Genomic DNA, 12,410 nt, shown 5'->3' on the forward strand with positions numbered 1-12,410 from the left:
GGCTACCTCCGCCGCATTTCGTCCTGTTGCAGCCAGGACACTGGCACTTACCGCCACAGCGCCCGGATCCCGCGCCGCGGCCTTCCACCCTTCAGCCAGTCCCGGAGTTACCACCTCATCGAGATAACGGACCGTGTGAAACGGGTGTATGTGGAATCCGTCGGCGATCTCGCCGGCAAGCCTCGTCGACCTGGGCCCCACTCCGGCCAGCCACACCGGAATGACCGGATCGGGGATCGGACCGGGATCGAAGAAGGGGGTCATCAAAGTGAATCGGTAGAACTCCCCTCGATGATTGAGCTTCCCCCCGCTCTGCCACGCAGACCAGATCGCCCGAAGGGCTTCGACATAGTCCCGTAGCCGCTCCACGGGAGCGCCCCACTCCATCGAGAACCGTCCCCTGATGTGCGCGGAGACCTGGGTTCCAAGCCCAAGTATGAACTTCGACTCTCTCGCCAGATCCCACGACGCCATGGCGGTCACCATCGGCGATCGAGGAAACGCGACGGCAACGGCAGTCCCGAAATCGAGGGATCCTCCGACCGCCTGTGACGCCGCTGCAAGCAGGACGAATGGATCATGGCTGGTCTCCGACACGAAGAAGCCGTCGAATCCGGCAGATGCTGCCGATTCTGCGAGACGCGCCGTCTCGTGGACTCCGCCAGGGGGCGCATAGAAATCGACCTTCACGAACAACGATCGTACCCCCTCTCCCTCGGGAGACGCAGCCCTGCCAGTTTATGGTCGGATCCGGGTTGCACGTACCCACCTGATCCTCCTAGCCTTTCCCTGGGCCTGCGTTGGGTCCGTAGCGCTGAGAGGTTGGAGTTCTTTTTCTGATGCGTGTGCCACGTCTCGTGGCGGTCGTGTTGTGGATGATGGTGGCAACGCTGGCAGTAGCCGGCTTCGCCGCTTTCTCCCCACAGCAGGTGCCCGAGCCAATCACCACAACTACCACGACCCTGCCCGTCCGCGGAGCGGCGACGGGACAGGTGTTGGCGCGCGCCCTCGCCGCCGGGATGCGATTGACCTCTACAGAAGAGACGCCCACCGTGGATTCTCACGAGAATGATCTGCTGGACTCGCTCCGCGTGCAGCGGTACGTGCCCCCTCCACCATCGACGCCGACCACGACTCCACCCGTCGCAGCAACGCCACCGCCGGCACGCGCCGCCTCCGCCAAGGCCGAGACGTACATGTCGTCCGACGAGGTGCGGAGCATCATTGAATTGTTCTTCAAGCCACAAGACGTCGACATGGCCCTCACCCTCGCGAAGTGCGAATCGACGCTGAATCCAACTGCCGAGAACAAGTCCACTCATGCATCAGGCTTGTTTCAGCATCTCCCCCGCTACTGGGCCGAACGCAGCACGGCGGCCGGTTGGGGCGGAGCCGACATCTTCGACCCATACGCCAACGTCGCGGTTGCCGCATGGCTCAAGTACTACGCGGGGGGATGGTCCCACTGGACCTGTTACAAAGGGTGACCAGTTACGGTGGTCGCTAGCCAGTCACCAGCTACCGGCAAGCGTTCTCATCACGAGGAACATACGCGCGAGCTGATGGCTGGAAGCCGGCGGCTCTTCTGGGTCCCAGTATCAGGGACCCAGAACCGGGTAAGCTCTACAGCATGAAACGATTGATGAAAGTGACCGGTTTTCTCGCCGGTCTTGGGGCGGCGGTGTGGCTCATGAGGGACCGTCTGATCTCCCTCGCACTTCCTCGCGAGCCTGAACCCCCGACGTTTCGAGTCGATGCTGCCCCCGCGGCCGATGACCTCACTGTGATCAGTGGAGTGGGTGACGTCTTCGCATCGCGACTCCGGCAACACGGTATCACCACGTTGCAGGCACTTGCACAAGCCAACCCTGTCACGCTGGCGGAGCAACTCGACGCACCGCTATCACGCGTCGAAGGTTGGATCGCAGAGGCAGCGCAACGCTCAGCCGTAACCTGAGGAGTCCTTGCCTTTGCTCGTGAGAGCGGCAAACCTCTTGCTCACCCTGGCTGAAGGAGACGGTGTGGACTATGTCCTCGACACCTGTGTACTGCTCGCCGACCCAAGTGCCCCCCTCCGCTTCGACGAACATCCGGTAGTCCTTCCCCTCGTGGTGATCGAGGAACTTGACCGGAAGAAGACACGTCCGGACGATGTCGGCGCCAATGCTCGATCTGCGCTCCGGCTCCTCGAGACCATGGGCGCCTCCAGGAACGGTGGTCTCCGTGACGCCGTCCGGCTACCGGCGGGTGGCTCGCTTCGGATCGAACTGAACGGCACCAAGTCGGACCGGTTGCCCGGCGTGTTGGATCCCTCCACGACGGACCACCGCATCCTCGCAACCTGTCTCAACCTCACCGACGCAGGCCGCGAGCCGGTGTTGGTCACCAAAGACGCGGCCCTGCGAATCAAAGGAGCCCAGCTGGGCGTTGCCGTCCAGGACTACAAGGCAGACACCATGCCCGTGGACCAGCTCTACTCGGGCGTCACCGACCTGACCGTGGACCACGCCATCATCGATGCGCTCTACCAACACGGCAAGGTTCCGCTTCCCGGCGTTGCAGCCACCATCAACCAGTTCTTCGTTCTCCACGGGGGTCCTTCCCAGTCCGCGCTGGCTCATGTCATCGCGACTGATCCGGAAGTCGTGATCGGACGAGTGGCCGGCAGTCGGCGCGCTTTTGGCGTGGAGCCAAAGAACGTGCGCCAGACACTGGCGCTGGACCTGCTTCTCAATTCCGAGATCCCCGCAGTCTCGCTCATGGGAATGGCAGGCACCGGCAAGACATTCTTGGCGCTCGCCGCGGGTCTCGAACAGGTCCTGGAAGCCGGCTGCTATCGAAGAGTCTCCGTCTACCGGCCTCTGGTCGCAGTAGGCCGCCAGGAAGTCGGGTATCTCCCCGGTGACCTCTCGGAGAAACTGGCACCGTGGATGGCCGCCGTCCACGACAACCTGTACGCGCTGTTCTCGGGCGCCGGACCCCAAGGGACCCGCGAGGCGATCGCCGAGCTCACCGATCGAAACGTCCTGGAACTCGCATCCATGACGTATCTGCGGGGGCGTTCGATCACCGGTGAATTCGTCATCATCGACGAGGCCCAGAACCTGGAGCTGTCAACGTTGAAGGTGATCCTGACGAGGATGAGCCGTGATTCCAAGGTAGTGTTCTGTGGTGACCTGACGCAGGTCGACAACCCGTACATCTCTCCCTACGGCGGGGTCGCTGCACTCATCGAGAAGTTCAAGGGAACCCACCTGTTCGGTCACATCACGCTCGAGAAGTCCGTCCGGAGTCCCCTCGCCGAGATGGCGGCGAACATCCTGTAGAGCGACACCCCACTCTCCTGAACCCTGGGCTCAGGAGTACCCCCAGGGTACCTACGAGCCCTGGGTTCGCAGACTGGGGGCTCGGCAGACTCCTAGATCCGCATCTTGGAGATGTATGCAGCCTGCCTGACGGTAAAGCGCCCGAGAATCCCGTAGGTGACAAAGGCGGCCAGGAAGGATGTCACCACCGCCGGGATGCCGAGCTGGGCAATCGGCGCTCCCGGAAGCACCGAGAGGACCACCTCGATCCACCAGTGCGCACCAACCGGGTTCACCCACTGGAAGACGACGAACCCGAGAAGAATCGCGGGAACTGCGGCAACATTGATGCCGCGATAGGCCCCGCGAGTCCGATACAGATCACGCGAAAGGTACGCCCGTCGGCGAACGACGAAGTAGTCGGCGAGGAACACTCCGAGGATCGGAGTGAGAATGCTGATGAGGAAACTGATCACCCCGAACAGATCTCGAGTATCTGTCAACATGGCCACGACGGCTGCGATGACAGGGCCCCAGATCACTCCGACCGACCGGGGAATACGGAAATCAAATGATTGCAGCGCCTGGGTCGGCATCACGAGGAACAGAGCCGGCTGATCGGCTTCACTCCCGAGCGCCCATGCCAGCAGAACCAGTCCTCCGACCACACCCAGAGCGGGTCCCCCGAACTTGACAATGACCAAGCCGGGATCGACCACCCCCGGCGCAGCAGCCGCAGCGAGTCCTCCCGCCATCAGGACGAGCAACGCCGTGACTCCGAACCCCGCTCCCACGCTCGCGGATGCAGCGCTCTCATCAGACACGGTGCGCGCGGTATCGACGACAAGTGGAAAGAACAGCACAGCGAGTCCGATGATCATGTCGACACCCAGCCAGAATCTTGGAGACGGTGACTGCAGGCGGACACTCGTTATGTCCAGATCCGCGGCGAGTCTCCACACCACCCACATCGCCGAGCCGAGCCCACCCCAGAAGGCGACTCTGCGGACCCACCATCGCAGCCACGACGTCCCAACCGCTCCGAGACCAAACGCAAGAATCGCCGTCACGATGATTCCAACGTTGACGCCGATGGGTAGGCCCAAGCCGGTGAAGCCGGCGTCGAGCACAACTCCCACCACTCGCAGTTCGAGCGCAGCCAGCACGATCATCAGGACGACATGAACGGGAAGGTAGATCCAGCTTCCGAACACGCCGAGCGCGGGCTTGAGCATGAGAACGGCGCCTTCCCCGTAGGCGGCACCCGGTCGTGCAGAGGCCCACAGCAAACCGACGGCGACGACCACACCGAGCGGAACCGCCAACAGAAGCTGCGCCGCCGACATGCCAAGCCCACCGAAGGACGGGCTGACCATCAATTCGAACCCAACCACGGCGACGGGGACTCCGAGTGTGATGGCGACCCACATGCTCGTCAGGTCGACGGCACTCATCGAGTCGTCATCCCTTCCCCAGGGCAACCCGCGCAGTGATGGAAGCCGATGCATAGCGGCGAGTCTAGGTTCCCAAACCCCTACCATGAATCGGTGCCATATCTCACCCATCCCGACGATCTCGGCGACCTGCTGCCGGACCAGCCTTCGTATCGGATCGATCAACTCCGGCGCTGGCTGTACAGGACGCCGGTTCTCGACGTGCAGGAAATGACCAATCTGCCCACCGATGTCAGGGCAACCCTCGAGTTGTGGCCATTCACCGTCGAAGTGGCACAGTCGGCCGACGGCGGACGAACGGTCAAGTGGCTGTTCAGGACACCGGACGGTGCAGCGATAGAAACGGTGCTGATCGGCTACAGGAACCGGACGACGGTCTGCATCTCCTCTCAGGCAGGCTGTGCTCTCGGCTGCACCTTCTGTGCCACCGGCCAGTTCGGATTCGAGCGGCATCTCGAAGCCGGCGAGATCGTCGCCCAAGTGGCGTTCGCTCGAGCCCACCTGCGGAGTTCCGGTATGCCAAACGTCCCCGACCGACTCACGAACGTCGTCTTCATGGGAATGGGAGAGCCTCTTGCCAACTACGACCGGGTTCGTGAGGCGATCCGCCGGATCATCGAAGAGATGGGCTTGTCGGCCCGGTCGATCACCGTGTCCACCGTGGGAATCGTCCCAGGAATGACCCGCCTGACCGAAGAGCCTTGGCCTGTCAACCTCGCAATCAGTCTTCACGCCGCCGACGACGAACTTCGATCCTCGCTGGTCCCCATCAACTCCCGGTACCCGCTCTCCGCCGTCGAGGCTGCCGCCGCGGCGTACTTCGAGAAGAAACATCGCCGCATCTCGATCGAGTGGACGCTCATAGAAGGGGTCAACGACAGCGATGAACAGGCCGACAGGGTCGCCGCAATCGCTCGAAGGCTGCGGGCTCACATCAACGTCATCTCGCTCAACCCGACGCCGCTGTCACCGATGCTTCCCTCCTCTCGCATCGACGAGTTCGTCGCTCGCTTGAAGGCAGCGGGTGTCAACGCCACGAAGCGCACGAACCGTGGCCAGGACATCGACGCGGCGTGCGGACAACTCAGAGCCGGCGTAGGCCTCAAGAGAGCCCCGGGAACCGCCGAAACCTGAGTCAATGAGAAGGAACCTACGAGTCGCCGGAGCACTCGCGACCATGGTGCTTGCCGTGGCCGCCACCACGGCGACCTATGTCGTGCGTTCAGGAGACTCGCTGTCGAGGATCGCCGAGCGAAACGATACGACCGTACAGGCACTCGTCGACGCCAATCACATCAAGAACCCGAATCTGATCGCCGTCGGTCAGGTGCTGATCATCCCGAACAAGGAAAGCTACGTGGTGCAGGCGGGAGACACGCTCGAGGGCATCGCAAAGCGGCTTGGCATCACGGTCGAGCAGTTGGCCAGAGCCAACGGCATCACCGACCCGAACCTCATCTACGTCGGAACCAGGCTCCAGGTCGGCTCCGACGCGCCTGCGTTCGATCCTGAGGTCCAGGAGCCACAGACCTACACGGTTCGGCGTGGAGACACCCTGAGCGCGATCGCCCTGCGTTTCGCGACGTCGGTGGATCGGATCGCAGACGTGAACGGAATCAAGGACCCGAATCTGATCACGGCGGGCACCGTGCTCGTCGTGACCGAAGGCGCTTGGCTCTGCCCGGTTCCGGGAGCAACTTTCTTCAACGACTGGGGCTTCCCGCGGTCGGGAGGCCGTTTCCACACGGGGAACGATCTGTTCGCTTCCCGAGGGACACCCGTGCAGGCTCCTGTCGGCGGCGTCGTCCGACAGGTGACCGGGTCGATCGGCGGGTTCCAGGTCAACCTCCTCGGGAACGACGGAACGCTCTACATCGCGAGCCATCTCGACCATTTTGGTGCCGACGGCGTCGTCGTTGCAGGTGAGATCATCGGCTACGTAGGCGACAGCGGGAACGCGATCGGTTCGCGGACACATGTTCATTTCGAAATCCATCCCAACAACAGGGACGCCGTGAACCCGTATCCGGTGCTGTCGAAGGCATGCCGGTAGGGATCTGTCGGGTGATACCGGTCCGTGGATCGACGGCTGTGCGCGTTACCGATACAGATTCCATCACTGGCCGGGTACCGGCGGAATCCAGAACGCGGTGAGCGGTCACGCACCGGCGTCGAGATGCGTGCCGCGCAGTCCTCGGTAGGCCCCGAATCCCGGAACCGGTTCCTCATCCCTCCAGGACGATCTGACGCAGCAGGTCGAGTCCTACAGGCCCTGAACCCAGCACGCGGTTGTGGAAGTCTTTGATGTCGAACGCGTCGCCCATCCGGCACCTGAGTTGTTCCCGGAGACTGAGGATCAGCCGTTCCCCCACCTTGTAAGAGATCGCCTGTCCCGGCCATCCGAGATACCTCGTCACTTCAGACTCCGCATAGTCACGACCCAGGTAGGCGAAATTGGTGAGCATCTCCACCGCCAACTCGAAGGTCCAGCGCTCGCCGGGGTGGAAGACGGCCTCGTCGGGAATGGCCAGATCGAGATGGGACCCGATATCGATCACCACCCGGCAGGCGCGCAGCATCTGAGCGGCCTGCATCCCGAGCACGTACTCGGGATTGTCCAGGTATCCGAGCTCGTGCATGAGCAGCTCGGCATAGAGGGCCCAACCTTCTCCGTAGCCCGGATACCAGATCAGCAGGCGGTGCAAACGACTCAGGTGATCTGCGAGGAAGAGTGCGACGCCGACCTGGAGATGATGACCGGGGAATCCTTCGTGATAGGCGGTGCTGACCTCATCCCACAGTGGGAGTACCTGCTTGTCTCCCGTCGACCACCAAACGCTGCCCGGCCGCGAGAAGTCTTCACTCGGCTCCAGGTAGTAGGCGCCGAGCGCACCACCGGGCGGAGCGATCTTGATATCGATTCGCTTGACCGGATCGGGAATGTCGAAGATACGCCCGTCGAGATCGGCGACGGCCTCACGCAATCGGCCTTCGATGAACGAGACGAACTCTTCGGGGCTCTGGGCACAACGGGCCGGATCGGTTCTCAGCGTCTCGATGACGTCATCGAGCGGCCCGGGAGCGCCGATTCTTGCGGCTGTCTCGACCATCTCCTCTCTGAGTCTGCGAACCTCGGTCCAGCCCCACGCATACGTCTCGCGGGGATCGATGGTCGTACCGAGGTAGCGGCGGGCGGCTCGCACATAGCGATCCTCGCCCACGGCGTCATCAGCCGCGGAGGCCGGCAGGTAGGTTGCCGCGAGGTACTCGGCGAAATCCGAGACTGCTCCCGTTGCCACGTCGACGGCCTCGCGGAGTGCCGCAACCCGCTCCGATGTCGCCACAGACGATTCGCCGAGCTCCTCGATGAGCCGCTTGAACGAAGATTCCTCTCCGGCCTGCACCCTGGCCTGAATGACCACCGCTTCAACCTGGCGTCTGGCAGCCGGCATGCCCTTCGCAATCCCCTCCTCCAGGCACGCCCGATACCCCGAGAGCGCGACACCGATCGTCCGGAGTCTTGCAGTGATGTTGTCCCAGCCCTCATCGGTGGTCTTGTCCATGATGTCGAAGACCTGCCGAAGATCCTGGAAAGGCGAGGCGATGTTGTTGAGATTGCGAAGGTGCTCTCCGCCGCCGAGCAGATCGATCTGCTCATCGATGAACGCCTCCGCTACTCGCACGGCGAGCTGCTCCCATCGGTCTTCGCCATCCGGCAGTGCGAAGAAGGCGTCCCGGTACCGTTCGAGCAACGCCTTGCGACGAGCCATGCCGTCGGGACTCAAGTCATCCCACAAGTGGTCTCTGCCGGCGATGCCGGCGTACGTACAGGCAATCGGGGACAGTTCGAGGAGTTCGTCGAGCAGTTCGTCGCAGAGAGTGAAAGCATCCATGGCCCGGATGGTAAAGAGCGGATCGGCCGCGTCGATATTCAGACGAGCGCGTTTGCCTGTGCGACTCTTCCGAGCCACCGCGCGCTTGGTTTGACGGACCGCTGCTGGGTTCCACGGTCGACACCGATGAGCCCGAACGTCGGTCCGTAACCCAGCGCCCATTCGAAGTTGTCGAGTGCGCTCCAGTACGTGTAACCGAGTACTTCGATCCCGTCTTCGATGCACCGGTGTACCCCTTCGAGAGCTCGTCGAACGAACTCGATTCGACGCCGATCGTCGGTTGTCGCGATGCCGTTCTCGGTGACGAACACCGCAAGCCCGGTCATTTCGGCCGCCCTACGGATCGTCGCTTCCAACGCCTGAGGACGGAACTCATATCCCATGAGCGTCAGCTCCGCGTCCGTGTCGGGTCCGAGGTAGCCCGCCGGTGAGACCCGGTTGCGGGAATACGTCTGCACCCCGATGAAATCGTCGGCGCTCGTTGCTTCGAGGAATACGTCCTCCATCGGACCCCTCAACTCGTCGAGCGTCTCCTCGCCGCCATCGACAGCCGTCCACTCCGACATAGCGAGGGTGAGCCCGACCCGACAGCCGGGCGCAGCCCGGCGGATGGCGGCCGCCGCCTTGTGATGACCATCGATCAGCACGCCGTTTGCACGCTCACGGGCGCCGGCATCCTGAAGGCCCGGAGGAAACACCCCCGTGAGGAATCCCATCGTCGCGACGATGTTCGGCTCATTGATCGTGCAGGCCATCGACAGCCGCTCGGAGAGACCCTCGGCCGCCCAACCCGCGAAGCGGGCGAACCAATCGGCCGTGTCGGGATTGCCCCATCCGCCTCGCGCCACAACCCACCGTGGGGTCGTGAAATGATGGAACGTGACCACCGGCTGCAAGCCGACGTCACGACACGCCTCGATGACCCTGCGGTAGTGATTGAGTGCGGCGAACGAGAACTCGCCGCACTCAGGTTCCAGCCGGCTCCATTCGAGAGAGAACCGGTACGTGGTGAATCCAAGGTCTGCGAGAAGGCTCAGATCTTCCCGGTACCGGTGGTAATGATCGACGGCGTCGCCGGACGGCTCAACACACGGTGACGCCGGATTGTGCTCCCACGCCCACCAGTCGTTGTTCCAGTTGCCACCTTCGACCTGGTGTGCTGCGGTTGCCGTCCCCCAGAGGAACCCTTGGCGAAATTCAATGCTGCTCATTCAGCCAGGCTATCCCAGGAGCCGCTCTCCTGCCCGGATATCGGCAGGCATACCGTTCTCCGCGAGGCCGACGGCAGCGCAGAGCACGTGAACTCGGCGTCGGTGATCCCCTGGTCCAGCGGGTCACAAGGACCGGGCACGGCCGCGGCCCGCTGACCGCCCGCTGGTCCAGAGTAGGCTTCCGACCCTAAGCGCGAGGAGGCCCTGTCATGGCAGAAGGTAAGCACTTCAGCGAAGCGCTCGAGTACCACTCGAAAGGTCGCCCAGGGAAGATCGAAGTACGTCCCACCAAGCCGACGGCCACCCAAAGCGACCTGGGTCTGGCCTACACGCCCGGCGTCGCCGAGCCATGTCTCGAGATCGCCAGAGAACCCGAAGACGTTTTCAAATACACGAACAAAGGCAATCTGGTAGCCGTCGTCAGCAACGGAACAGCCGTCCTCGGTCTCGGCAACATCGGTCCCCTGGCAGGCAAACCCGTCATGGAAGGCAAGGGTGTTCTCTTCAAACGGTTCGCCGACATCGATGTGTTCGACTTGGAGGTCAACAGCCTCGATCCGCAAGACGTCATCCGCTTCTGCGAGCTCCTCGAACCGACCGTCGGCGGAATCAACCTCGAGGACATCAAGGCGCCCGAATGCTTCCTGATCGAAGACACCCTCAAAGAGCGACTCGACGTCCCCGTGTTCCACGATGACCAGCACGGCACGGCGATCATCGCCGGGGCAGGGTTCCTCAACGCTCTGGACCTGACCGGGCGCAAGATCGAGGAAACGAAGGTCGTGTTCAACGGCGCGGGAGCCGCCGGTATCGCCGTCGCGAGGTTCTTCGAACGTCTCGGCGTTCGACCAGAGAACATTCTCATGTGCGACTCTCGAGGGGTCATCTACGAGGGACGCACCGCCGGCATGACCGGCCACAAGGCCGAGTTCGCTCGTCCGACCGACAGCCGAACACTTGCGGACGCGCTCATCGGTGCCGACTGCTTCGTCGGAGTCTCGGTTGCAGACGTAGTCAGCAAAGAGATGGTGATGATGATGGCTGCCCGGCCGATCATCTTCGCTCTCGCCAATCCCGACCCGGAGATCCGCTACGAGGACGCGCGCGAAGCGAGACCGGACGCGATCGTCGCGACTGGTCGGAGCGACTACCCCAACCAGGTGAACAACGTCCTCGGCTTCCCGTTCATCTTCCGCGGCGCTCTCGACGTGAGGGCAACCGGCATCAGCGAGAAAATGAAAGTCGCTGCGGCTCGTGCACTCGCCGACCTGGCCAGGGAGCCGGTCACCGAATCGGTGCTCAAGGCCTACAACATCGACCGCCTGGCCTTCGGAGAGGACTACATCATCCCGAAGCCGTTCGATCCCAGGGTGCTGTGGCATGTCGCTCCTGCCGTCGCCCAGGCAGCGATCGAGGAAGGTCTGGCGCGCAAGCCGTATGCAGACATCGACGAATACCGGGAGCAGCTGCGGTCCAGGTTCCAGGCATCGTACGGCTTGACGCACACAGTCACGACAAAGGCGCAAGCCCACCCGAAAAGAGTCGTGTACCCCATCGGCGCCGACATCCGGATCATCAGGGCTGCAAGACGCGTCTACGACGAGCAGATCGCCATCCCCGTGCTCCTCGGGAACATCGACACGATCAGGTCGGTCGCCGCCGACAAGGACGTGTCACTGGATGGCATCCAAATCCTCGACCCGCAGAATGAACCGGAAACGTGTGCCCGCTATGCGGATGAGCTGTACCGGCTGCGCGGCCGCAAAGGAATGGCTCCGACGGATGCCCGCAGGGCAATCCTCGATCCCAACCTGTACGCCGCCATGATGCTGCAACAGGGGGATGCCGATGCCGAACTGGGTGGGCTCACGACGTACTACCCGACGACCGTTCGCCCGGCCCTGCAGGTGCTGCCACTCCAGGAGGGACGGTCGATCGTCTCGGCCATCTACGCAGTGATCGTCAAAGGCCAGCCGTACTTCCTCGCCGACTGCGCGGTAAACATTCTGCCGACTGCCGAGCAACTGGCGGAGATCGCGATCTCCACCGCCGATTTCGTCGGCGAGACGTTTGACACCGATCCGCGAGTCGCCCTGCTCTCGTACAGCAACTTCGGTTCTGCGTCCGGGGAAGAACCGGACAGGGTTCGCGAAGCAGTCCAGATCTGCTGGGACCGCCGCCCCGAGCTGCCGGTAGACGGAGAGATGCATGCGCGCACCGCCGTGGATGCTGCATTGCTCGCCCGCCAGCACGCGTTCAACCGTCTCGGTGGACACGCCAACGTGTTGGTGTTCCCGAACCTGGCAGCGGGTAACGCCGCCTACCAGTTGCTCTCGAAACTGGGTGGAGCCCAGGTGATCGGACCGATACTCACCGGCTTCTCCAAGTCCGTGCATGTGCTGCAGCGCGACGCAGAGGTCGGCGACATCGTGAACCTGACCGCAATCGCGGTGCTGGACGCCCAGAGCAAGGAGAAGCGGGTACCGGCCGCCAGTCGTCAGTAACAGCCGTTACGCAAGCTCCTGGGTTTCTTGGCGGGAGTGAGGC

10 protein-coding genes are annotated in these 12,410 nt (G+C 63.0%); 6 read left to right on the forward strand and 4 right to left on the reverse strand.

The window, feature by feature from the left end; translation table 11 throughout:
- On the reverse strand, positions 1–690 hold a 690-nt coding region (locus GWP04_06665), incomplete at its 3' end, for an LLM class flavin-dependent oxidoreductase (protein NIA25235.1).
- 149 nt (positions 691–839) lie between these two features.
- Here GWP04_06665 and GWP04_06670 point away from each other — a divergent pair.
- The 3 genes from GWP04_06670 to GWP04_06680 all read left to right on the forward strand — a co-directional run bounded on the left by GWP04_06670 (position 840) and on the right by GWP04_06680 (position 3,326).
- Positions 840–1,487, forward strand: coding sequence for a transglycosylase SLT domain-containing protein (locus GWP04_06670; protein NIA25236.1), 648 nt, complete (start codon positions 840–842; stop codon positions 1,485–1,487).
- 143 nt (positions 1,488–1,630) lie between these two features.
- The gene (locus tag GWP04_06675) at positions 1,631–1,957 is read left to right on the forward strand and encodes a hypothetical protein (protein ID NIA25237.1); all 327 of its coding nucleotides are present in this window, start codon (positions 1,631–1,633) and stop codon (positions 1,955–1,957) included.
- 7 nt (positions 1,958–1,964) lie between these two features.
- The gene (locus GWP04_06680) at positions 1,965–3,326 is read left to right on the forward strand and encodes an AAA family ATPase (GenBank protein ID NIA25238.1); all 1,362 of its coding nucleotides are present in this window, start codon (positions 1,965–1,967) and stop codon (positions 3,324–3,326) included.
- Between the two features lie 92 nt (positions 3,327–3,418).
- Here GWP04_06680 and GWP04_06685 read toward each other — a convergent pair whose 3' ends face one another.
- Positions 3,419–4,813 (reverse strand): hypothetical protein, encoded by a 1,395-nt coding sequence (locus tag GWP04_06685; protein ID NIA25239.1) that lies wholly within the window; start codon positions 4,811–4,813, stop codon positions 3,419–3,421.
- On the opposite strand from GWP04_06685, the gene rlmN reads away from it, so the two are divergent.
- The gene (gene rlmN / locus GWP04_06690) at positions 4,808–5,893 is read left to right on the forward strand and encodes a 23S rRNA (adenine(2503)-C(2))-methyltransferase RlmN (protein NIA25240.1); all 1,086 of its coding nucleotides are present in this window, start codon (positions 4,808–4,810) and stop codon (positions 5,891–5,893) included. The genes GWP04_06685 and rlmN overlap by 6 nt on opposite strands.
- 4 nt (positions 5,894–5,897) lie before the next feature.
- Positions 5,898–6,812: a LysM peptidoglycan-binding domain-containing protein gene (locus GWP04_06695; protein ID NIA25241.1), complete on the forward strand. Its 915-nt coding sequence runs from the start codon at positions 5,898–5,900 to the stop codon at positions 6,810–6,812.
- Between the two features lie 172 nt (positions 6,813–6,984).
- Here the strand turns inward: GWP04_06695 and GWP04_06700 are convergent, their stop codons facing one another.
- Positions 6,985–8,652, reverse strand: a complete 1,668-nt coding sequence (locus GWP04_06700; protein NIA25242.1) for a DUF885 family protein — start codon at positions 8,650–8,652, stop codon at positions 6,985–6,987.
- 38 nt (positions 8,653–8,690) lie between these two features.
- Positions 8,691–9,863, reverse strand: coding sequence for a family 1 glycosylhydrolase (locus GWP04_06705; GenBank protein NIA25243.1), 1,173 nt, complete (start codon positions 9,861–9,863; stop codon positions 8,691–8,693).
- A 209-nt stretch (positions 9,864–10,072) separates the two neighbouring features.
- Between GWP04_06705 and GWP04_06710 the strand changes: the two genes are divergently transcribed.
- Entirely contained in the window at positions 10,073–12,367 is a 2,295-nt protein-coding gene (locus GWP04_06710; protein NIA25244.1) for an NADP-dependent malic enzyme, read from the forward strand.
- Positions 12,368–12,410: the final 43 nt, after the last annotated feature.

It is taken from the genome of Gammaproteobacteria bacterium, from assembly GCA_011682695.1.
Classification (GTDB): domain Bacteria; phylum Actinomycetota; class Acidimicrobiia; order Spongiisociales; family UBA4744; genus BMS3Bbin01.

Bases quoted from the DNA above. Each gene is read 5' to 3' on its own strand.
- GWP04_06670 (NIA25236.1), top strand. From the start codon at position 840: ATGCGTGTGCCACGTCTCGTGGCGGTCGTGTTGTGGATGATGGTGGCA.
- GWP04_06675 (NIA25237.1), top strand. From the start codon at position 1,631: ATGAAACGATTGATGAAAGTGACCGGTTTTCTCGCCGGTCTTGGGGCG.
- rlmN (NIA25240.1), top strand. From the start codon at position 4,808: ATGCATAGCGGCGAGTCTAGGTTCCCAAACCCCTACCATGAATCGGTG.
- GWP04_06685 (NIA25239.1), bottom strand. From the start codon at position 4,813: ATGCATCGGCTTCCATCACTGCGCGGGTTGCCCTGGGGAAGGGATGAC.
- GWP04_06695 (NIA25241.1), top strand. From the start codon at position 5,898: ATGAGAAGGAACCTACGAGTCGCCGGAGCACTCGCGACCATGGTGCTT.
- GWP04_06700 (NIA25242.1), bottom strand. From the start codon at position 8,652: ATGGATGCTTTCACTCTCTGCGACGAACTGCTCGACGAACTCCTCGAA.
- GWP04_06705 (NIA25243.1), bottom strand. From the start codon at position 9,863: ATGAGCAGCATTGAATTTCGCCAAGGGTTCCTCTGGGGGACGGCAACC.
- GWP04_06710 (NIA25244.1), top strand. From the start codon at position 10,073: ATGGCAGAAGGTAAGCACTTCAGCGAAGCGCTCGAGTACCACTCGAAA.